Raw genomic sequence first — 22,733 nt, forward strand, 5'->3', positions numbered from 1 at the left:
AGGGGGGGTGGAGAAATGAATGTAATAAAAAAAGTAAACAACAATGTCGTATTAGCAATCAACGATAAGAAGGAAGAAGTATTTATCGTAGGAAAAGGATTAGGCTTTAAAAAGACTCCTTATAAGGTTAGCGAAGAAGATATTATTGAAAAGATTTATGTAGCTCCTAAAAATTTAAAGATGTTTGATTTACTAAATGATATTCCTTTTGAAGACATTTCTTTAGCTGAAGAGATCATACAGGAAGGTAGAAAAATATTAAATAAGGAGCTAAGTCCTAATTTAATTATCACTTTATCTGATCATATCAGTTTTGCCTTGCAAAGAACGAAAGAAGAAATCCAAATAAAGAATCCTTTGCAATGGGAGGTAAAAACGCTTTACCCGGAAGAAACGAAGGTAGGTCAAGTGGCCATTGACATGATTCGAAAAAAAACAGGAGTCACCTTACCTCAATCCGAGACAACATCTATTGCACTTCATTTTGTAAATGCCCAAATTGGGTCCGGTGAAATGAGTGAAACAAGAAAAATTACAAAAATCACTGGAGATATACTAGCAATTATTAAATATTTTTATAAAAAAGATTTTGATGAAACCTCGCTAAATTTTACGAGGTTTGCTACACATATTAGATATTTTATCATTAGACAATTTTCTCAAAAATCATTGGAAAATGAAAATGAAGCACTTTTCAAGATAGTACAAGAGAAATACCCTCTAGAAATAAAGTGTGTCGAAAAGGTTGAAAAATTTTTAAGTGATAATTATGGATGGAAATGTACCAAGGACGAGAAATTATATCTAGTTTTACATATACAAAGATTAACAAAATAATTAATTTAGTGGACTGTTACTGATTCGATCAGGCATGACCAAGATAAAGGAAATATTGTCCTTTATTTTGGTCATTTTTTTTTAGAAAAATTGACTTTGTTGTGATGCTAGCTCAAAACATTTTCAATTTTATATATATAAATCTAATAAAAGGGGAGAAAGAGGATGAAACATAATGATTTAGCCATAAAAATCATAGATTTGATTGGCGGAGATAATAATATTTCACAGTTAACGCATTGTGCTACTCGATTAAGATTTGTTTTAAGAGATGATTCAAAAGCAGATATTCTAGCATTGGATCGCTTGGAAGGAGTATTGAAAGCGCAAAATAAGGGTGGACAAATGCAAGTCATTATTGGGGCAAAAGTAGACGCAGTGTATGAGCAAATTTGTAAACTCGCAAATATTTCAGCTGCAGATCATACGGACGTAAAAAGGAAAGGAAACTCCTTTAATCGTGCTCTTGAAACGATTGCAGGTATCTTCACGCCTATCCTCCCAGCATTAGTAGGCTGTGGGATGGTTAAAAGTTTATCTATTATCCTTACCACCTTTGCTGGAGTGGATCCACAGTCCGGTTTTATCTCTATTATTAATATGATTGGAGATATTGTATTTTTCTTTTTACCATTTTTCTTAGCAGTTAGTGCAGCGAGGAAGTTTGGAACAAATGAATATATTTCAATAGCATTAGCTGGAGCTTTATTACATCCAACCATTTTGGATGCAGCAAAAGCAGTTGCAGAAACTGGGGTAACATCGATTGATTTCTTAGGCTTACCTATTCTTTTGGTAAGATACTCATCTTCTGTCATACCGATTATATTATCAGTTTGGATATTAAGCTATGTTTATAGAATGGTTGATAAAGCAATACCAGAATTTTTAAGGGTTATTCTCACTCCTATGATTGTATTATTCATAATGGTACCACTTGAGTTAATTGCCATTGCTCCTTTCGGTTCCTATGTAGGTAACTGGTTAACACAAGGAATAAATTTGCTTTTTGCTTCAATTGGGGTGATTGCAGGAGGACTATTAGGTTTCTTTAAACCAATCCTTGTAATGCTTGGGATGCACTATTCTCTAATGCCGATGCAAATTCAACAAATTGCAGAATTGGGCTATACTGTTTTGTTACCTAGTGCACTCGGAGCTAACTTAGCACAAGCAGGTGCAGCACTTGGAGTATTTTTCCTAACTAAGAACAAAACCATGAAATCTGCGGCAGGTTCAAGTGCCATTCCTGCATTTTTCGGTATAACTGAACCCGCTATATATGGGGTTAACCTAATATATAAGAGACCTTTCTTTGCTGGCTGTGCTGCAGCTGGTATTGTAGGCGGATTTTATAGTTTAGTAAATGCGAGTGGTACAGCTATTGCGCTACCAGGAATATTAAGTCTATCAACATATCAAGCAGATAAATATATCTATATTATTATTGGTAGCATAATGGCTGTTGGTTTAGGATTCATTTTTACATTAGTTGCAGGTATTAAAGAAAATGAAACTAATAATGCCAAGGAAGAAAAGAAAAGTAATAAAAGATCTGTACAAAGAGAGTTTTCAATTATGAGCCCATTTAAAGGCGAAGTAAGAGATCTTGTAGAAGTGGATGATTCAACTTTTTCACAAGAATTAATGGGAAAAGGGATAGCAATTATACCAAGTGATGGGAAAGTTTATGCTCCATTCGATGGTACAGTGGATGTTCTGTTTAAAACCCGACATGCAATAGGTTTAAAGTCTGAAACGGGGATTGAAGTATTAATTCATATCGGTTTAGAAACGGTTAATCTTGAAGGGAAATATTTCACTTCTCACGTTCAACAAGCTCAAAAAGTAAAATCGGGCGAATTACTAATAGAGTTTGATATGGAGGCAATTCAAAAAGAGGGCTATGATATCATCACTCCAGTGATTGTAACCAATAGTGATTCTTATTTAGATATTTTGCCAGTATCTAAGGGATTAATAAACGAAAATTATGAACTATTAAAAGTGGTAAGCTAATCAATTGAAAAGGAATGTGGACTATATGAACAAAGGATTTCCGAAGGATTTTTTATGGGGTGGGGCTTTATCCGCTTGTCAGGCAGAAGGTGCTTACAACGAAGACGGTAAAACCCTAACCATTCCAGAGGTAATGAAATTTAACCCAAGGAATGATCGTAAGGTAACGAAACAAATGCAAATCACCATGGAAATGATTCAAGAAGCAAAGAACGATCCTAATACGATTAAGTATCCAAAACGAAGAGGAATTAACTTTTATTTCACATACAAGGAAGATATAGCATTATTTGCTGAAATGGGTTTTAAAGTTTTTCGTTACTCAATTTCCTGGGCTCGTGTTTTTCCAAATGGAGATGACCAGAATCCTAATGAAAAGGCATTAAAATTTTATGATAGCGTGATAGATGAATGTCTTAAATACAACATGGAGCCTTTAATCACCATTTCTCATTTTGATATGCCTATTGTGCTGATTGAAAAGTTTGGGGGATGGTATAACCGAAGTTTAATTGATTTGTATATAAAATATTGCGATGTCCTATTTACTCGTTACAAAGGAAAAGTAAAATATTGGGTTACTTTTAATGAAATCAATATGAGTGTAAAGGCTGGTGCTAAAACTTTAGGGATATTAAATGAAGGTCAAGATAACTATGAACAAATGTTATTTCAAGGACTTCATCACCAGTTTGTTGCAGCTGCCACAGTTACAAAATTAGCTCATGAAATTGACCCAAATCATAAAATTGGTAGTATGGTAGCCTATTTTACAACCTACGCCTATACTTGCAAACCCGAGGACTCGCTCCAAATGCAAAAAGATGATCAAATGAAGAACTTATTCTTTTTAGATGTGTTGAACAAAGGGGAATATCCATACTACTCCAAGAACTATTTTCATCGAAAAAATATTCAGTTAAATATAGAAGCTGGTGACTTAGAAGTCATTAAAGAGCACACTGCTGACTTTGTGGGGATGTCTTATTATAACTCGATGATTTCTAGTAGTGACCCAAATCAACTTGAATTAACATCTGGCAATGTCCATAGCGTGTATAAGAATCCATACTTAGATGCAAATGAATGGGGATGGCAGATTGATCCAATCGGTTTACGCTATACATTGAACTTAGTATATGATCGATATAAACTTCCAATCTTTATCCTTGAAAATAGTTCCGGTTTTATGGATCAATTGAATGAAGATGGTACTGTTCAAGACCCATATCGTATTGAGTTTTTACGTAAACATATAGAGCAGATGAAACTGGCAGTGGAAGAAGGAGTGGAGGTTATTGGTTATACGATGTGGGGTCCGATTGATATGATCAGTTCCGGAACATCAGAAATGACAAAAAGGTATGGATTTATCTATGTAGACCAAGATGACTATGGACATGGAACAATGAAAAGATATAGAAAGGATTCTTTTTACTGGTATAAAAATGTAATTGAATCAAATGGTGAAGACCTATAAGAAGTAAAAAAATACTGAAATTTCTTCAGTATTTTTTTGATTGGAAGGAAATTTGAAAATAGATATATGAAAGAAAAGGAAAAAATGCTGAATCAAATTACCATTTATCGGTTTAACAAATAATAAAAAGTACTATTGCTTCTACCCTAAAAATTGTGTAGGGTTTTTAAATTGATAATAGTTGATGAGGATAGAGCTCACAATAAAAGCAAATCTTAATATAGTGATTATTAATATCTTCGTAACTATAAAAAGATCATTCAATATTTAATAAGTTGAAAGAAGGAATTATACTATGGAGCATTTTCTGGAAAGAGACTATATTACAATCGAAGATGAGGATGGAAATAATAAGGAATTCTCTGTGGAAGGGATCATTTATCAAGGCGAAAAAACCTATGCTCTTTTAAAAGGAGACACAGAAACAGTCTTGATGAAAGTAGAGGATGAAGGAGACGAGCAATACCTTGTTGGAATTGAGGATGAGGAAGAAGTCGATTCCATCTTGAGTGCTTATGAAATAGCGGTAGAAGGTACTAGCGAACTAGAATAGGGAGTTTGATTTTAGAGAGGTCTTGCAGAGTGTAGAAGGCCTCTTTTTATTATTTAAACCGACAAAACTTTCTGTAGTCATGTAAAGAAAAAAGATGTATAATCACATTATTAAATTTGTACCTATGAATTTAATATATATTTATAAATTTTATAAATTGGTATGAATATGGAGGGTTTATTATGAAGTTTCCACATGACTTTTTATTTGGTGCAGCTTCTGCTTCTTATCAAGTAGAAGGTGCTTGGAATGAGGATGGAAAAGGACTTACGAATTGGGATGTGTTCTCTAAGATCCCTGGAAAAACATTTGAAGGCACAAATGGAGATGTGGCAATCGATCATTATCATCGTTACAAAGAAGATATTAAATTAATGGCTGAAATGGGCCTCGAATCATACAGATTTTCAGTCTCATGGGCACGTATTTTGCCAACCGGTGACGGAGAGGTAAATGAAAAAGGATTGGAGTTTTACAATAATCTCATTAATGAATGCTTAAAATATGGAATCGTACCATTTGTTACCCTGTATCACTGGGATCTACCACAGGTATTAGAACAAGATGGAGGCTGGACAAATAGGAGAACAGCTGATGCGTTTGTTAAGTATGCAGAAATCTGCTTCCGTGCGTTTGGTGATCGTGTTAAGCATTGGATTACGTTCAATGAAACCGTGATGTTTTGTGGATTAGGCTATTTAAAAGGAGCACATCCACCAGGGATACAAAACGATGAGAAAAAATATTTTCAAGCAACCCATTACGTTTTTTATGCACATGCGAAAGCAGTAGGAATTTATAAACAACTTGATCATTACGGTGAGATTGGGATTACTCATGTATTCCTACCAGCATACAGTGTTGATGATCAAAAAGAGAACTTGCTAGCGGCTCAACATGCCAATGAATATGAAACTTTTTGGTATTATGATCCGATTTTAAAAGGAGAATATCCTTCTTACGTTGTAAAGCAATTAGAAGAAAAAGGCTGGACTCCGAATTGGACAGAAGAAGAACTTGATACCTTAAAAAGAAATAGTTCCAAGAATGACTTTATCGGTTTGAATTACTATCAACCAATTCGTGTGGAAAAAATAAATGAGGCTGTTTCTACTATAGAACACTCAAGGGAAACATCTACTCTAGCACCTGGTAACCCATCGTTTGATGCATTTTATCGTACGGTAAAAATGGAAGATAAAACCTATACGAAATGGGGATGGGAAATTTCCCCTCAAGGATTTTTGGATGGGCTTCACATGTTAAAAGCGCGTTATGGAGACATTAAAATGTACGTAACAGAAAACGGTCTTGGAGATGAGGATCCGATTATTGATGGTGAAATTGTCGATGTTCCTCGTATTAAATATATTGAAGAACATTTGAAAGTGGTTAAACAAGCGATTAAAGAAGGCATTCATTTAAAAGGATATTACGCCTGGTCTGTTATCGATTTATTAAGCTGGTTAAATGGATATAAAAAACAATATGGGTTTATTTATGTAGATCACAAAGACAATTTGAACCGAAAGAAAAAACTGTCGTTTCACTGGTACAAGCATATCATTGAAACGAGAGGAGAAGAGCTATAAGAAAAACAACCTCTTGATTTTCATCAAGAGGTTTTGTGTATAATAGAGGGAATAAGAATGAACGACAAATAGGGAGATACTATGGCTGTAAAATATAAAGAAATAGCTGACCAGCTCGAATCGGATATCCGTGATGGAAAATTTGATACAACAAAGAAATTGCCAACAGAAGAAGAACTAATGAAAACGTTCGAAGTGAGCCGCAATACGATACGAAAAGCCATTACTCAGCTTGTGAATAGAGGTTATATTTATCAGGTACAAGGTAGTGGAATGTTTTTAAGGGATAAATCAGTAACAGATTATATTAATTTAGGAAGTCTTAGAGGGTTAACGAAAGATTTAACTTCAAAAACAATCGACACCCAAATCTTGGAATTACACGTAATAGAGGCAGATGAAGATACAGCCGAGAAAATAAGATGTGAAAAGGGGGCAAAGCTTTATTTTTGTAAAAGGCTTCGAGCAGTGGACAGGGAACCTTTTTCCATTGAGATAAGTTATTTTAAAAAAGATATTGTTCCTTATTTAAATGAAGACATTGCGAAAACTTCTATTTACAGTTATCTAATAGAGGACTTAAAGTTACAAATTAGCTTTGCTGATAAAGTAGTCAACTGTGAAAAGATTGATGAAGAGAAGGCAAAATTGTTGAATGTAAAACCTGAAGATCCTGCACTAATTATTGAAAATACGGTATGCTTAGCAAACGGAACCATTTTTGAATTATCAAAATCCATTTTTCATTATCAAAAAGCCAAGATCTTAAATCGGATTAATTTTAAATAAATGAAAGCTAAATCGGTTAGACTCTTGTTTCTGACCGTTTTTTGTTTTTCTAACGATCCATTTAAGGAAAGTGGATGGTGAGTTTTTATCAAAATAGGATGGTTTAGAAACATTCATTTTATGTTATTATTCGAATAATCAACGAAAAAATTGTTATTTTTAAACACCTACGGAGATGATAAAGCATGGTCTGGACTATTTTGTTTTTAATTCTTATAAGTCTAGTAAAAGTATTACCAACCGTTCTTCCACTAGGAGCAGTTGAATGGATTATGAGTAAGTTTGCAACGCACGCAAAGCTTGATGATCAAGGTGTCTCAGTAACTATAGATGGACATTCAATGGATCATGAAGAGAAAGTGGTATTTATTAAGTACTTTAATGAAGCGATCTTTATGGAAAAATATTATATTTATCCAGGAACAGAATATTCATTCTTACCACCAGAAAAGAATGGGAAACACATCATTATTGACGCGAAAATGGGGAACATCGATGTGAGACTACATCTATATAATGACAAGAATTCAATTGATGTTGTCAAACAGTTCAAGAAAAAGGTTGTTGCGTATAATATCCATTCAGATAAATTACAAGAATACTTTATTTCAAAAGGTGAGAAAGTAATTTAAACGTAAACAAAAACGAAAGGAAATCACCATTGTAGGTGCCTTTCGTTTTTTATTATATTATTAGTTTTACAAAGGATCGTTTCAGTCTTTGTACCCCTTCAGAAATGAGATGTGAGTCGACACGACCAAAGGTAAGTCGGATATAACCTCTTTTTGATCCAAAAAGGGACCCAGGAACAAAAGCCACTCCATTACGTAACGATTCCTCAAGCAGATGATACTCATTTATTTCTCCATGCAATTTACACCAAATATGGATGCCACCTTCAGGAACATGGAAAGATAATTCGTTAGTAAGTTCTTCTTTTAAGCAGGAGATAAGGATATTTCTTTTCTCAGCAAGTAATTCTTTTAAAGAATGTAGGTTTTGATCAAAGTAGTGTGATTGTAAATATTCACTGGCCAACCATTGTGGGAAAATACTATGTCCAAAATCTATCTGTTGTTTGGCATCTGCCAGACGCTGAATAATTTTATCTGGTCCAATAATCCAACCAATTCTCAATCCGGAGGCTGCAATTTTAGAAAAAGAACTGATATATAAAACACTACCTGCATCGTCAATAGACTTTAAGGTAGAGGTATCGATTTCTTCTGAAAAGGATACTAGACTATAAGGATCGTCTTCTACAACAGGAATACCTAGTTCATTTGTAATTTCTAGTACCCGTTTTCTTTTTTCAAGAGGCAGAATGGTACCAGTTGGATTCTGAAAAATTGGATTTAAAAATAGCATCTTAATATTATGTTTTTGATATAATTTTAAAATATCATCTGGATTAATCCCATCTTCATTTACAGGTAGTTTAAAGGTTTTTAACCCCATTGTTCGAAAGATGGGGAGGGAATGGGCGTAAGAAGGGTCCTCATAGGCGACAGCATCTCCCTTTTCCAACAAGCATTGAGCCACTAAATACAATGCCTGTTGTGCTCCTGACGTAATAAGAATAGATTGACTAGAGCAATTGATATTTTTATGTGTCTTAAGATGAGCAACTAAGCTATTGCGAAGCTCAAGGTTTCCTTGTGGATGGTCATATCCAAGTGATTGTTGGAAGTCATTCTTTGATAAGAGTTCTTTAAAAATCGTGTTCGGCATTAAATCACTTGCCAATTCTCCACTAGCAAAGTTGATTAAATCCTTTTCTAACACTTCATCCCTGATCTGTTGGAATAGAGGAAGATTGGGTAAAAAAGACCCGCGTTCGACATAGAGATCCCAATTAGGGACCCGTGAACGAGTTAATCCCCAAACATCTGAGTGGACCCTTGTTCCACTTCCTTTGATTCGTTCAATCATGCCATTCGAATATAATACATCATAGGCTGTTACAATGGTCGCTCTATTCACTTTTAAATCTTTTGCTAACTTTCGTTCAGATGGAAGTAGGGTTCCAGGGGGATACTCTCCGTAGGCTATTCTCTTTTGAATATAATTAGCTATTTGTTGATAAATAGGGATATCTATTTGTTTGTCTGGTTTCCATTCCATTGTCTTCACCATCATTTAATATAAGATACTTAATTATATCGAACAAAGCATCAATCAGAAAATAAATAGCATTTTTACAATGTTGTTGGCTGATTGGATGGTCGGTATTTTGGAAAATTGGATGGGTTAAATCAGTTGGAAACTCTGTATAATTAATTTAATAGTATTTTTAATAAAGCTGTCAACAAGAGGTGTATGATGTTATTTCTTATTATTTTAGTATTTATCATCCTATTTATTTCTGTCATTCTTACGTTAGTATTAACAGGGAAGAGCGACGACAACTATAGGAATTCAGTCAAGAAGAATACAATGAACCTTACCCTTATTTATGTAGCTATAATTGTCCTGTCTTTAGTTGCCCTTGGAGGATATATATGGTGGCACCCATAGTTGCAAAACAAGAAGTAAAACTACCAATAACTCCTTTACTACCAAGGATTTTTTGGTAGTTTTTCTATTTTACTTGACAACAGAGGTTGAACAGGAGTAATTTATCTAATAGGGTTAGATAAATTGGAAGGGAGCTTAAGATGGATTATAAAGAGTTGGCGGAAGAGCTGTTACGTAATATGACGAGAACAGCTAAGATGCCATTTCAGAAAAAAGTGGAAGACATTTCACATGGAGAAAAGAAAATATTAGGTTTCCTAAGTTATGCTAAGAGGAGTGCTACTTCCGGTGAAATTAGTGAGGCATTATATTTAACAACTCCTCGTGTGGCATCGGCACTCAATAGTTTATCCAAAAAAGGATTTATTGAACGAAGCAGAGATGCTAATGATAAACGCATTGTCATTGTCACGATTACTGAAGAGGGAATTCATTTTATGGAAGAGGAACGCAAAGAGGCGTTATCGATGATTGAGCAAACACTTGAAAAGCTTGGGGAACATGATGCGAAAGAATTTGTTCGTATCTTGAAAAGAATAACCGACATTACAATTGAAAGTGAATAATCAATCATGCAGGCACATAATATACGTCTGCTTTTAATTAGTGAAGTATCTAACACTATTAGATTTATAGAGAAATGTATTGTTAGGGGGTATATGAATGATAAAGATATTTAAGCATCTTCAGGGAAAAGACTGGTTGTTAATTTTGTGCAGCTTGGTGTTTATTGTCGCACAGGTTTGGCTTGATTTAAAACTCCCTGACTATATGTATGAAATTACAATGCTCGTCCAGACAGAAGGTAGCAAAATGAGTGAGGTTCTCGTACAAGGTGGATATATGCTTCTTTGTGCAGTGGGCAGTATGATAGCAGCTATGATTACAGGCTTTTTTGCCGCAAAAGTTGCAGCGGGATTTTCTGTTCGTTTACGTGAAATGGTATTTGAAAAGACGATGTCCTTCTCGATGGAAGAAATCAATGGTTTTTCCACCTCGAGTTTGATTACACGCTCAACCAATGATATTACCCAAATTCAACTACTTATTGCAACTGGGCTTCAAGTCTTAGTTAAAGCACCCATTTTAGCGGTTTGGGCAGTTCTTAAAATCATGGGAAAAAGCTGGCAATGGACGGCTGCTACTGGTTTTGCCGTATTGTTTCTCATTGTCATGCTATCAGTCATTATTATTGTCGCTTTGCCAAAGTTTAAAGTGATTCAGACGTTAACGGATAATTTGAATCGAGTAACAAGAGAACATTTGTCTGGGATTCGGGTCGTTCATGCCTACAACGCTGGAAGCTATCAGGAAGAGAAATTTGACAAAGCGAACAATGATCTCACGAATACGAATTTATTTACAAGCCGAGTCATGGCGATATTGATGCCGACTATGGGACTTATAATGTCTGGCCTCGGTCTAGTCATTTATTGGATTGGAGCATTTTTAATCAACCAGGCTGCAGTACCTGATCGCTTATCCTTGTTCTCAGATATGGTTGTATTCTCGTCATATGCGGTGCAGGTAATCATGGCCTTTATGATGCTTTCGTTTGTGTTTATCATGCTTCCTCGTGCATCTGTCTCTGCCAAACGTATTAACGAGGTACTAAATACAAAGGCAAAAATTATAGATGGAAACTTGACGGATGGAAAGGAAGGTCTTTCTGGAGAAATTGAATTCCGTAATGTTAGCTTTAAATATCCAGACGCAAAAGACTATAACCTTCGTAATATCACCTTCTCAGCACATAAAGGAGAAACGGTGGCAATTATTGGGTCCACCGGTAGTGGGAAAACTTCATTAGTTAATCTGATCCCTCGATTCTATGATGCTACGGAGGGAGAAATATTCTTTAATGGAATGAACGTGAAGAATTATTCACAAGAAGCATTACACGATAAGCTAGGGTATGTATCTCAAAAAGCTGTTTTATTTAGGGGTACCGTGACTTCCAATGTAGCCTATGGTTACAATGCAAACATTGATTCAAACGAAGCGAATATTAAAAAAGCGATAGAAATTGCACAAGCAACAGAATTTGTTGAAAAAATGGAGAATCACTACGAAGGTGAAATTGCTCAGGGTGGTACAAATATTTCTGGCGGACAGAAACAAAGATTGTCTATCGCACGTGCGATTTTCAAACAACCCGAAATTTATCTGTTCGATGATTCATTTTCAGCATTAGATTATAAGACAGATAGAATATTGCGTTCATTACTCAAAAAGGAAATCAAGGATGCCACAACGATCATTGTTGCACAACGCATAGGTACCATTAAAGATGCAGACCGAATTGTTGTTTTAGATGATGGGGAAGTCGTCGGCATGGGTACGCATCAAGAGCTTATGATCAATTGCGAGGTATATCAAGAAATTGCTTATTCTCAATTGTCAAAGGAGGAGCTTGAAATTGGATAAGAAAAAACATAAATCTAATGCAATGAAGCATCCTCAACATGGAGGACCACCCCCTTCAAAAGGGATCAATAAAACCTCCTTAAAACAGCTCATATCCTATTGTAGAGCATATATACCAATTATTTCTGTTGCCTTAGTCCTTGCTATGCTAGGTTCAGTTTTCAATATCGTTGGACCAGAACTAATTAGTCAAATAACTGATTTCATTACAGAGGGCTTGATGACAAGCATTGATCTTGATGCTGTGGTAAATATTGCAACGATTCTTGCTTTTCTATATGGGTTAGGGTTTATTTTCAACTACATCCAAGGATATATTATGGCGACTGTCACTCAGAGAGTGTCAAAAAAGTTACGATCAGAGATTTCAACGAAAATCAATCGATTGCCTCTAAAATATTTTGACTCAACAAGTACAGGTGATGTCCTTAGCCGTGTAACAAATGATGTTGACATGATTGGACAGACGATGAATCAGAGTTTAAGTACATTGGTATCAGCTATTACCATGTTTGTTGGCTCACTGATCATGATGTTTTACACGAACTGGATTATGGCTTTTTCAGCTGTTCTTTCTACCATTTTAGGGTTTGCGCTTATGACGTTCATCATTTCAAAATCTCAAAAATACTTTGCACAGCAGCAAAAAGAGCTAGGGAAATTGAATGGTCATATTGAAGAAATTTATACGGGGCATCATGTAGTGAAGGTATATAACGGAGAGAAAGAAGCAAAGGAAACGTTTCGCGAAATTAACACACGCCTATACAATAGCGCATGGAAATCTCAATTCATGTCTGGTCTAATGATGCCGCTCATGATGTTTGTTGGTAACTTCGGATATGTGGTGGTTTGTTTAGTTGGAGCTGTGCTTGCAGTTAATGGTAGTATTTCGTTTGGTGTGATTGTTGCCTTTATGATTTACATTCGTCTCTTCACACAACCTCTATCACAGCTTGCACAAGCAGCTACAAATCTTCAGTCCACAACCGCAGCGAGTGAACGTGTATTTGAATTTCTTGGAGAAGAAGAATTGGCAAATGAAAGCGGCAAGACACTAAGACTGGAAAGTGCAAAAGGTGATGTGGAGTTTAAGCATGTTAACTTTGGATATAATCAAGACAAAATGGTTATTAAGGATTTTTCCGCAAAGGCAAATGCAGGGCAAAAAGTGGCGATTGTCGGTCCTACAGGTGCTGGGAAGACCACTTTGATTAATCTATTGATGCGTTTTTATGAAGTGAATGGTGGAGAAATCTTAATCGACGGTGTTCCAACAAGTAACCTTACACGACAAAATATCCATGAACTATTCTGTATGGTACTTCAAGATACATGGTTGTTTGAAGGGACGATTCGAGAAAATATTGTATACTCTCGAAAAGGAGTAACAAATGAACAGGTAGAGGAAGCCTGCAAAGCAGTGGGTTTACATCACTTTATTACAACCCTTCCTAATGGGTATGACACAGTACTAGATGATAAAGCCAATCTTTCTGCGGGACAAAAACAGTTAATTACCATCGCTCGTGCCATGGTAGAGGATGCTCCGTTGCTGATCCTTGATGAAGCAACAAGTTCCGTTGATACTCGTACAGAATTATTGATTCAAGAGGCAATGGATAAGCTAACTGTGGGCAAAACTTCATTTGTTATTGCTCACAGACTATCAACTATTAAAAATGCAGACTTAATTCTTGTAATGAAGGATGGAGACATTATTGAAAGTGGGAAGCATCAAGAATTGCTTTTGAAAAATGGATTTTATGCAGATTTATATAATAGTCAGTTTGAGGATGCATCCTAAAAATATAAACACCCTGAAGATCCATATCTCCAGGGTGTTTATTAATTATTGAAGCATATGCTTTCTTTGGTTTTCTTCCATTAAGAATTGAATAAAATGGTTGATTGCATGAGCGTTTGGCTGTTCTTTTATAAGATTAATATATTCTTTCTTATGGTAATCAGTAGTGACTTCACTATTGTTAATTCTATCAATAATATATGCCGAGCTTTGCTTTCGAATTTCTTTTTGGTGAAATCTTAGCTCCCGAAATAAAGCGAATCCAAGTGCACCAATTATGGCGTAGATTAGTATCGTAGGTAGGGTTTCTTGATTGATCTGGCCAAAAAATAATACATATCCAAGATTGAAAAGTGACACCCAAATTAAGGGCATGGTCCATAACGCATATCTAGATACCTTCTTCATTAATGGAGAAAGTTTTTCCTGCATTAGTTCGATTTCTCTTTTAATATAATTTGGCATTTCCTTCGTGAAAAGGTTCATATTTTTTCTTCCTTTCCCTTGATTTTTTGGATAAAAAACAAAAAGACCTTTACCAAAATAAATTGGTAAAGGTCTTGCTAACAACAGTAGTTGCCAACAAAGCCGAGAGCCAAACGCTCCGTAATGACGACCTTGTTGTAAAAGCTACTCCCCTTTAGGAAGTATGAAATTTATAATTTTATTATAGGGAAATCAGGGGTTTCTGTCAATTATGAACCATGATTCTATTTGTCTAAAAATGGTACAATGATGGAAATGAAATAACTGATAAGGGTGGGTGACTATGTCTATAGAGATTCATACATTTCCAAATCTTGAAACGGATAGATTGGTATTGAGAAAAATTACAAAAGACGATGCGAGCAATATATTTAGCTACCTTTCTGATAGAGAAGTAATGAAATATTATGGGTTGGAACCCTTTAAGTCCATCGACGATGCGTTGGACGAGATTTCATGGTATCAATCCCTTGAAAAGAACAAAACAGGATTAAGATGGGGAATTACGTTAAAAGAAAAAGGAATAATTATTGGTAGTTGTGGTTTTCATAACTTTGTTTCTCAGCATTTCCGTACAGAGATTGGATTTGAGTTGAGCAGAGATTACTGGGGAAAAGGAATAGCAGGAGAGGCATTAAAAGCGATAATTGCGTATGGTTTTCAACACTTTGGGTTTCAAAGGATAGAAGCATTAATTGAACCTCCTAACCTATTATCCCAAAGGTTAGTTGAGAAACAGGGATTTATTAAGGAAGGTTTACTGAGAAAATATGAATATACTCGTGGAAAATTTGATGATTTATATATGTATTCATTGTTAAAGGAGGATTTTTATTTTTATTTCAGGAAGACAAGCTGAGTTATATGATCAATTTGCTGAGATTGCCCCAACAATATTTGTTGATGTTGATTATGCGAACTACATTCCTTCTCTTGAAGAAAACTTCAACCTTGTTGCTGAACTGTTTGAAAAAGAGGATGTACTAGAAACTAAAATGGAAGAGCTACAAGCAAGTATAGATGAGGTAAATAAAGAAGCATCTGCGTCTGAAAGTAAAGCTCTGATTTTATTAGCTAACGAAGGAAAAATAAGTGCGTATGGACCAGGTTCACGTTATGGATTCGTTCATGATGCGTTTGGTTTTAAGGCAGTAGATGAAAACCTTGAGGTTTCTCAGCACGGTCAAAGCATTACGTTTGAATATATTCTAGAGAAAAATCCAGATGTTATTTTTGTAATTGACCGCTCTGCTACTATAGGTGGAGAAGTAGGAGCAAAAGAAACGATCGAAAACGAGCTAGTTAAGAAAACAAATGCTTATAAAAATGGGAAAATAATTTACCTAGATGCGGTTAACTGGTATATTGCTGGGAACGGTATTACATCTACACAAGCAATGACAGAAGAAGTAAAAGCAGCACTAGAATAGTGAGGGAAGCCGGGACGATTGTTCCGGTTGTTTTAATTCTAATAACTTAGATACTAAGTCATTTTCGTGTACCTAAGGAAGTGTAGCAGGTTTTTTTATTTGACAGTTATTTAGGTTCGCTATATTATTTAAAATATGAGGTGACTAAATAATGGAATCACAGGAAAAACAATTAGAGCAATTTGTAGATTGTGTTCAAGCGATTGGTCGACACATGAAGAGGAGCCAAAGGAATAGCCAAGAAGGAACCGAGATTACGAAGACACAGTGGATGATTTTACGTTTTCTAGCCAAACAAGATGGATGTACAATCGGTCAGCTTGCGGAGCGGCTAGAAGTTCGTTCGAGTTCCATGTCTCAAATGATTGATCGATTAGAGTTAGCTGGAACGGTTTACCGTGAACCGGATAAAAATGATGCAAGAACACGCATCGTAAAATTAACTGATGCTGGAAAAGAAATGATCTCTAAAATGAAACATTCCCGAATGGAGATGATGGCTGGTCCATTTAATCAGCTTACCCAGGAGGAACAGAACACGCTGGTTGAAATTATGATGAAAATGACAGCAAATCTTAAGCTACATGGTTCACACTGTAGAGAAGGAGAATAACAGGATTTGTTCGGCTTTCAGCCGGTTAAATAGTTAGGTTCGCTATATAATATAAAATATTGGTGGCGTTATTCAACCTAGTTTTCTTGTATCATTGCATTTTTTGCCTTCTTATAGAGAGGTGTTTTAGAGAAAAAAGGATTTTATTATGAGCTTTATACCAGTCAGTTTAAACGTGTAAGTTAATGAACAGAACCAAGGGGAGGAAATATCTTGAACATTTTAGAAAACATTTATTCTAGACGAAATATCAAAAAATTTAAACCGGATATGGTTGAACCAGAACAAATTAACAAATGGTTAGAAGCAGGAACAATGGCTCCTAATCATAAAATGACTCAGCCATGGGAAGTGTATATGATTGGGCCAGAAACAAGAACAAAATTAAATCATAAAACAAATTTTTGTCATGCACCTGTTGTACTAGCGATCCTATCCAAACACGGATCAACGGAAATAGAGACTTATGAAAATGCTCTTGCCACAGCTTGTTTTGTTCAGAATATGAATTTAGCTGCTTGGGCAGAAGGAGTTGGAACTTTCTGGTCTTCCATGGGGTATGCAGCTAAAAATCGTGAAATCATGGGTATTTCAGATGGGTACGATTGTATCGGGGTGTTTGGGATCGGCTATCCAGAAGAGATTAGTCAACCAAAAGAAAGAACATCTATACAAGAAAAAATTAAGTATCTTTCATAAATAATGTGCCTTGAAAGCAGTGTCTCTTATAGGGAGTCACCGCTTTTTTTATTTTGAAATTGGAATTATTTGGGTTATAGAATACGATTTCTTTTAAAATATAGTATTTCCTCTAAATCTATTAAAGTGTAAAATAATGTTGAATAGTGAAAGGGGATACATACCTTGAATCCAAAATACTTAGATTTACTGGCCCAAAAATATGATAGCGAAGAAAAAGTTATAACGGAAATTATTAATCTTGAAGCGATCCTTAATCTTCCAAAGGGAACAGAACATTTTGTTAGTGATTTACATGGGGAGTATCAAGCTTTTCAGCATGTGTTAAGAAATGGATCGGGAAATGTAAAGGAAAAAATAAAAGACCTGTTTCAAGATGTTTTAACTGAAAAAGAAATGAATGAGTTTGCTACATTAATATATTATCCAGAAGAAAAATTACAGTTAGTAAAAAATACTTTTAGAAATGATAAAGAAGTTAACCAATGGTATATAGTAATCATCTATCGTATGATAAAGCTCATATCGTATGCCTCTTCCAAATATACACGTTCGAAATTACGTAAAGCATTGCCTAATCAGTTTGTTTACATAATTGAAGAATTACTTTATAAGGCAGATGATTCCAACAATAAGGAACAATATTATACGAAGATTGTTCAACAAATTATTTCCTTAGGACAGGCAGAAAAGCTCATAATTGGTCTAGCTTATACTACTCAAAGATTGGTTGTTGACCATCTTCATGTGGTGGGAGATATTTATGATCGTGGACCAGAGCCTGATAAAATTATGGAGACTCTCATAAATTATCATTCGGTTGATATTCAGTGGGGAAATCATGATGTCCTGTGGCTTGGTGCTTTTGCGGGGTCAAAGGTATGTCTTGCAAATATTATTCGAATCTGTGCTAGGTATGATAATCTAGATATTATAGAAGATGTATATGGTATCAATTTGAGACCACTTCTTAACCTAGCCGAGAAATACTATGAGGACAATCCAGCCTTTAGACCGAAGCTACATACAGATAAAAAATTATCTGACCATGAACAGTTACAAATTACGAAAATTCATCAAGCGATTGCTATGATTCAGTTTAAACTTGAAATGCCTATCATCAAGAGACGGCCGAACTTTAATATGTCAGAAAGGCTTTTGCTTGAAAAAGTTGATTATGACAAAAACGAAATAAACATCCATGGAAAAACATACTCACTGGAAAATAGCTGCTTTGCAACGGTCAATCCTGAACAGCCAGAGCAATTATTAGAGGAAGAAGAACAAGTAATGGAAAGACTGCTATTTTCTGTACAGCATTCCGAAAAGTTAGCAAGGCATATGAATTTTCTTATGAAAAAAGGCAGTCTTTATTTGAGATATAATGGAAACCTATTAATCCATGGCTGTATTCCTTTAGACGAAGAAGGACAAATGGAGAAAATGGTGATTGAGAATAAAACCTATGCTGGTCGGGAATTACTGGATAAATTTGAACATTATTTACGTCATGCTTTTGCTCATCCAGAAGAGACTGATGATCTCGCGACAGATATGGTTTGGTATTTATGGACTGGAGAATATTCTTCTCTTTTTGGGAAAAGAGCCATGACAACCTTTGAGCGATACTTCATTAAAGATAAGGAAACCCATAAAGAGAAAAAGAACCCATACTACTATTTACGTGAAAACGAGGACATATGCCGTAAAATTCTAGACGAGTTTGGTCTGAATCCCGATCAAGGTCATATTATCAATGGCCATACACCAGTAAAAGAAATCGAAGGAGAAAACCCAATTAAAGCAAATGGTAAAATGCTTGTCATAGATGGAGGATTTTCCAAAGCGTATCAATCAACAACAGGGATAGCGGGTTACACGTTATTATATAATTCCTACGGTATGCAGCTGGTGGCTCATAAGCAATTTAATTCAAAACAAGAAGTTCTATGTAATGGAACAGATGTTTTATCAGTAAAAAGATTGGTAGATAAAGAGCTCGAAAGAAAAAAGGTAAGAGAAACGAATGTTGGAGAAGAGTTATTACAGGAAATATCTATTTTAAATAGTTTGCGAGAATACCGTTATATGAAATAAGCCGGGACAGTGCTCACTGTCCTGTTTTTTTTTACATAAACTTTCTTTCTTTAAGGTTTTGTTAAGGTTGATACAACATAATAGGCTCAACAAGAAAAAAAGGAGCCGAATAATGAAAAAAAATAATAGATTTACAAAGTGGATGGCACCATTGGTATGTGCAACCTTGTTATTTGCTTGTAGCAATAGTGAAGTTACTTCAACATCAACTAGTACCTCTTCTGGAGTAAATATTGACACTTTAAGTACCATTGGAGATGGAAATATACAAACGGTTGTAAGTAAGCTAGCTACATACAGCGAAGATGATCTTTATACAGAGTGGAAAGATGAGGACCCAACGTATATTCAATTGAATGGGGGTGCAGCCACCTATGAAGGATCAGGAGCTGTGGTTGTTTCTGTAAGTACGATTTACATCCGTACGGGTGGGGTATATGTTCTTAGTGGAACATTAGATGATGGTCAAATCGTTGTGGAAGCGGAGGATAAAAGTACCGTTCGACTCGTCTTAAATGGAGTAGACATTCATAGCAGTACTTCTGCTCCTATTTATGTGAAGGATGCTGAAAAGACGGTGATTTCCTTACCTGAGGGGACAGAGAATACAATTTCTGATGGAACGCAATATGTATACGAGGATAAAGAAGAAGAGGAACCTAATTCAGCTATTTTTAGTAAAGATAATTTAACCATCAATGGAGATGGTAAGCTTACAGTAGAAGCGAACTTTAATGATGGAATTATTGGAAAAGATGAGCTAAGAATTACAGGCGGCAATATTGTGGTTACAGCTGAAGATGATGCCATTGTTGGACGAGACTTAGTAGCTGTTCAAGCTGGGAATTTGACGCTTACAGCTGGCGGTGATGGAATAAAATCAACAAATGATGAAGATGCTGAAAAAGGAAATATTGCCCTTGAGGGTGGAACATATAACATTGTAGCAGACAATGACGGGATCCAAGCGCAAACTTCCCTTTATGTATTAGATGGAGCTTATACTATTGCAACGGGTGGTGGAAGTCCTGAAACAATTGGAATAAATGAGTTTGCTAGTGGAGGACACTCCGATGACTCCACAACTACTACAGAAACAACGAGTGCAAAAGGTCTGAAGGCGACAACGGAGCTTGCGATTGGTGGAGGGACATTTGCGATTGATTCATTTGATGATGCCATTCACAGTAGCGATAGTGTTTTATTCGAAGCTGGGGAAATTACAATTGCATCTGGAGATGATGGGATTCACGCCGATTCTTCGGTAGTGACTAAGGGTGGTAATATTACAATTACAAAGACTTATGAAGGAATCGAAAGTAAAATTGTTGCGATTGCAGGTGGAACGATCGACATTACCTCTGCTGATGATGGTCTAAATGTGGGTGGCGGAGCTGATTCCTCAGGAGACAATATGGTTGAAAGTACTTCAGAGGATCATCTTATTCAGATTACTGGCGGATATGTATCTGTAAATTCACTGGGAGATGGGCTGGATTCCAATGGATCATTTGTTATGACGGATGGTACAGTCGTTGTGAATGGACCAACGGATGCTGGAAATGGTCAAATAGACTATGTTGAGACGTTTGAAATAACGGGAGGAGTATTAGTTGCAGCTGGAAGTACGAAAACACAAACTAGCTCCGAGACGTCTGGACAATATGCAATTATGATGACATACCCAGAAACGCAGGCGGCAGGAACACTTGTTCATCTAGCAGATAGTGAAGGAAATACGATCGCCACATTTGCACCAGAAAAAGATTATCAGTCACTATATATAAGTTCACCGGACTTAGCGAAAGATTCTAGCTATACGTTATATTCAGGAGGTTCTTCAACAGGAACTGAAACGAATGGTTTATACACAGACAGCGATTATAGCGGTGGAACAATCGTAGTAGATTTTACAATCTCAGATGTGATGACAAGGCTGAATGGGTAAAAAAGAGGGTGAAGTCACCCTCTTTTCTTTATATTTCCTATGTAAAAATGAAACTATTCATACTCTCGTTCGTCTATATACTGTATGATCTACTTTTTGGAAGGAAAGGCAGCCATGAAAAGATTTTGGATGTTCATTTGCATGATTCTGATTGCAATTATAATATACTACCAATATATAAAAAAAGAAGATGTCCCATTGCCAACCACTCTTCATCCAGTAGTAGAGGAACGGACAAATCAACTCATTCAAAATATGGCCGATCAGGGAATTACGGTCGTTATTACGGATGGATTCCGTAGTGTGGAGGAACAAAATATTCTATATGAACAAGGTCGTACGACAGCAGGAAGTATTGTTACGTATGCAAAAGGTGGAGAGTCACTTCATAATTTTGGACTTGCAGTGGACTTTGCTCTAAAGACAGAAGCAGGACAGGTCATTTGGGATATGGAGTTTGATGGAAATGGCAATGGATCGGCAGATTGGATGGAAGTGGTTGAGAGGGCTAAGAAACTTGGGTTTGAATGGGGAGGAGATTGGATTGGATTCGAAGATTACCCCCATCTACAACTAGATTTTGGGCTAAGTCTTAATGAATTGCAAAGAGGTAAAAGGCCAACAGAAGAGGCACTGACAGCCTATTAATCAATCATATTGAGTTTATTAAAAGTCATAGAGTATTAGCCGATTACCTCTTTTTGGTAGATCGGCTTTTATATTTTTTTCTTCAAACTACTGCCGAAGTTCAGTTTTATATTTCCTTGGATGATAGTGGTAAAAACATCTTCACTCCTCGTTTATTGAACGGAAGTATTTTTAAGTCTCCCACCAAATGACTAATGTAACCACCAAGACAAGCATAGAACACACCCTCAATTCCAAGTGCGGACTCAAAAAAGGAAGCAATAAAGCCAAAGAAAACCACTCCAACCAATGAATGGGTATAGCTTCGATGCGAAGATACAGATGCTACCATAATATAAATCCCCAATAGAATGACCCAAAGCTCCTCTATAGAAAATCCACCTACAAAGACAGCTATTCCAGTAATGGTTAACATATGTTTTTGCTTAATCAATGATGCGATCAACATGATCATTAAACCGATGCCTACTCCTAGCCATCTCTCAATCTCTGACTTCTCAAAGAAACTATAGATAACCATCATTATTCCAATGATTAGAGCAGATAGCCGAATTACTTTATGTGATAAAGTTATTTTTCCCCGAAGCTTTCCGTCAATATCCAGGTCTGGGATTAAACCTGAGATGCCTCCCAAGCCGACTAACAAAAGTGTTGCAGTCGGTGATGTTTGTAATGAATTTGCAACGACAAATCCTGTTGCTGAACCTACTGCTGCATGCAATGTACCATTCAATTCTATTCCACCTCTATAAATCTATTATGTAGTAAATCAAAACACTTTGTCTATTTTA

Annotated in this window: 20 protein-coding genes; 17 read left to right on the forward strand and 3 right to left on the reverse strand. The window is 35.8% G+C overall.

Annotated features, from left to right (window positions below; all coding sequences use genetic code 11):
* Positions 1–15 precede the first annotated feature (15 nt).
* From ACRX5O_RS11445 to ACRX5O_RS11475, 7 genes are all read left to right on the forward strand, one after another.
* A complete protein-coding gene (locus ACRX5O_RS11445) occupies positions 16–837 on the forward strand; it encodes a PRD domain-containing protein (RefSeq protein WP_433906064.1) in 822 nt (273 codons plus the stop codon).
* A gap of 165 nt (positions 838–1,002) precedes the next feature.
* Complete coding sequence (locus ACRX5O_RS11450; RefSeq protein WP_433906065.1) at positions 1,003–2,856, forward strand: beta-glucoside-specific PTS transporter subunit IIABC; 1,854 nt, start codon at positions 1,003–1,005, stop codon at positions 2,854–2,856.
* Between the two features lie 25 nt (positions 2,857–2,881).
* Positions 2,882–4,336: a glycoside hydrolase family 1 protein gene (locus ACRX5O_RS11455; RefSeq protein ID WP_433906066.1), complete on the forward strand. Its 1,455-nt coding sequence runs from the start codon at positions 2,882–2,884 to the stop codon at positions 4,334–4,336.
* Positions 4,337–4,631: 295 nt separating this feature from the next.
* Positions 4,632–4,889 carry a DUF1292 domain-containing protein gene (locus ACRX5O_RS11460; protein ID WP_433906067.1) on the forward strand — a complete coding sequence of 86 codons (258 nt, stop codon included), beginning with the start codon at positions 4,632–4,634 and terminating at the stop codon, positions 4,887–4,889.
* A 182-nt stretch (positions 4,890–5,071) separates the two neighbouring features.
* Positions 5,072–6,481: a GH1 family beta-glucosidase gene (locus ACRX5O_RS11465; RefSeq protein ID WP_433906068.1), complete on the forward strand. Its 1,410-nt coding sequence runs from the start codon at positions 5,072–5,074 to the stop codon at positions 6,479–6,481.
* Between the two features lie 81 nt (positions 6,482–6,562).
* Positions 6,563–7,270: a GntR family transcriptional regulator gene (locus tag ACRX5O_RS11470; RefSeq protein WP_433906069.1), complete on the forward strand. Its 708-nt coding sequence runs from the start codon at positions 6,563–6,565 to the stop codon at positions 7,268–7,270.
* Positions 7,271–7,455: 185 nt separating this feature from the next.
* Positions 7,456–7,902: a YfmQ family protein gene (locus tag ACRX5O_RS11475; protein ID WP_433906070.1), complete on the forward strand. Its 447-nt coding sequence runs from the start codon at positions 7,456–7,458 to the stop codon at positions 7,900–7,902.
* Between the two features lie 52 nt (positions 7,903–7,954).
* On the opposite strand, the gene pdxR is transcribed toward ACRX5O_RS11475, so the two are convergent.
* Positions 7,955–9,394: a MocR-like pyridoxine biosynthesis transcription factor PdxR gene (pdxR, locus tag ACRX5O_RS11480; RefSeq protein ID WP_433906071.1), complete on the reverse strand. Its 1,440-nt coding sequence runs from the start codon at positions 9,392–9,394 to the stop codon at positions 7,955–7,957.
* A gap of 533 nt (positions 9,395–9,927) precedes the next feature.
* Between pdxR and ACRX5O_RS11485 the strand changes: the two genes are divergently transcribed.
* From ACRX5O_RS11485 to ACRX5O_RS11495, 3 genes are all read left to right on the forward strand, one after another.
* On the forward strand, positions 9,928–10,353 hold the full coding sequence (locus tag ACRX5O_RS11485) for a MarR family winged helix-turn-helix transcriptional regulator (protein ID WP_433906072.1): 426 nt from the start codon (positions 9,928–9,930) through the stop codon (positions 10,351–10,353).
* 97 nt (positions 10,354–10,450) lie between these two features.
* Entirely contained in the window at positions 10,451–12,214 is a 1,764-nt protein-coding gene (locus tag ACRX5O_RS11490) for an ABC transporter ATP-binding protein (protein ID WP_433906073.1), read from the forward strand.
* A gap of 22 nt (positions 12,215–12,236) precedes the next feature.
* Complete coding sequence (locus ACRX5O_RS11495; protein ID WP_433906111.1) at positions 12,237–14,021, forward strand: ABC transporter ATP-binding protein; 1,785 nt, start codon at positions 12,237–12,239, stop codon at positions 14,019–14,021.
* Between the two features lie 45 nt (positions 14,022–14,066).
* Here the strand turns inward: ACRX5O_RS11495 and ACRX5O_RS11500 are convergent, their stop codons facing one another.
* Entirely contained in the window at positions 14,067–14,507 is a 441-nt protein-coding gene (locus ACRX5O_RS11500) for a DUF5392 family protein (RefSeq protein ID WP_433906074.1), read from the reverse strand.
* Between the two features lie 283 nt (positions 14,508–14,790).
* Between ACRX5O_RS11500 and ACRX5O_RS11505 the strand changes: the two genes are divergently transcribed.
* From ACRX5O_RS11505 to ACRX5O_RS11535, 7 genes are all read left to right on the forward strand, one after another.
* Positions 14,791–15,366: a GNAT family N-acetyltransferase gene (locus ACRX5O_RS11505; RefSeq protein WP_433906075.1), complete on the forward strand. Its 576-nt coding sequence runs from the start codon at positions 14,791–14,793 to the stop codon at positions 15,364–15,366.
* Positions 15,367–15,400: 34 nt separating this feature from the next.
* A complete protein-coding gene (locus ACRX5O_RS11510; RefSeq protein ID WP_433906112.1) occupies positions 15,401–15,937 on the forward strand; it encodes an ABC transporter substrate-binding protein in 537 nt (178 codons plus the stop codon).
* A gap of 151 nt (positions 15,938–16,088) precedes the next feature.
* Positions 16,089–16,550, forward strand: coding sequence for a MarR family winged helix-turn-helix transcriptional regulator (locus tag ACRX5O_RS11515; RefSeq protein ID WP_433906076.1), 462 nt, complete (start codon positions 16,089–16,091; stop codon positions 16,548–16,550).
* A 213-nt stretch (positions 16,551–16,763) separates the two neighbouring features.
* Positions 16,764–17,249 (forward strand): nitroreductase family protein, encoded by a 486-nt coding sequence (locus ACRX5O_RS11520; protein ID WP_433906077.1) that lies wholly within the window; start codon positions 16,764–16,766, stop codon positions 17,247–17,249.
* Between the two features lie 165 nt (positions 17,250–17,414).
* Positions 17,415–19,346, forward strand: coding sequence for a fructose-1,6-bisphosphatase (fbp, locus tag ACRX5O_RS11525; protein ID WP_433906078.1), 1,932 nt, complete (start codon positions 17,415–17,417; stop codon positions 19,344–19,346).
* A gap of 112 nt (positions 19,347–19,458) precedes the next feature.
* The gene (locus ACRX5O_RS11530; protein WP_433906079.1) at positions 19,459–21,294 is read left to right on the forward strand and encodes a carbohydrate-binding domain-containing protein; all 1,836 of its coding nucleotides are present in this window, start codon (positions 19,459–19,461) and stop codon (positions 21,292–21,294) included.
* A 141-nt stretch (positions 21,295–21,435) separates the two neighbouring features.
* Entirely contained in the window at positions 21,436–21,942 is a 507-nt protein-coding gene (locus ACRX5O_RS11535) for a M15 family metallopeptidase (protein ID WP_433906113.1), read from the forward strand.
* Positions 21,943–22,048: 106 nt separating this feature from the next.
* On the opposite strand, the gene ACRX5O_RS11540 is transcribed toward ACRX5O_RS11535, so the two are convergent.
* Positions 22,049–22,675 carry a metal-dependent hydrolase gene (locus ACRX5O_RS11540; protein ID WP_433906080.1) on the reverse strand — a complete coding sequence of 209 codons (627 nt, stop codon included), beginning with the start codon at positions 22,673–22,675 and terminating at the stop codon, positions 22,049–22,051.
* Between the last annotated feature and the right edge of the window lie 58 nt (positions 22,676–22,733).

This window comes from Robertmurraya mesotrionivorans (genome assembly GCF_050971805.1).
GTDB lineage: Bacteria > Bacillota > Bacilli > Bacillales > Cytobacillaceae > Robertmurraya_A.